The following is a 515-nucleotide window of genomic DNA, read 5'->3' on the forward strand; positions in this document are numbered from 1 at the left end:
CATTCAGGGTTTCAGGAACAAACGGGGCTTTACGGAGCCATCGTAATTGAACCCAAAGAACCACCACCATACACCTATGATCGTGATTATGTCGTTATGTTATCGGATTGGACTGATGAAGATCCAAATGACGTCTATGCCAAGCTCAAGAAGATGAGTCACTACTACAACTTCAACGAGCGAACACTCAACGATACCTGGCGCGATATTAAGGAAAAAGGTGTTGAAGCAACATTCCAAGAGCGTGAGATGTGGAATGTCATGCGTATGAGCCAAACAGATATCTCTGATGTGACCGGCTATACCTATAGCTTTCTGATGAACGGTATTACACCTGCAGAGGGTTGGAAGGGTTTATTTAAAAAAGGTGAAAAAGTATTACTGCGCTTCATTAACAGTGCTGCGATGACATTCTTTGACGTTCGCATCCCCGGTCTGAAGATGACAGTTGTTGCAGCGGATGGTCAATATGTTCAACCCGTTTCTGTTGACGAATTCAGAATTGGTGTCGCTGA

General features: G+C 44.1%; 1 pseudogene. It reads left to right on the forward strand.

Annotated elements, in window-relative coordinates:
• Positions 1–515 (forward strand): annotated as a pseudogene (locus tag GY843_RS07955) (copper resistance system multicopper oxidase); the annotation flags it as partial.

It is taken from the genome of Neptuniibacter sp. (genome assembly GCF_024231755.1).
GTDB lineage: Bacteria > Pseudomonadota > Gammaproteobacteria > Pseudomonadales > Balneatricaceae > Neptuniibacter.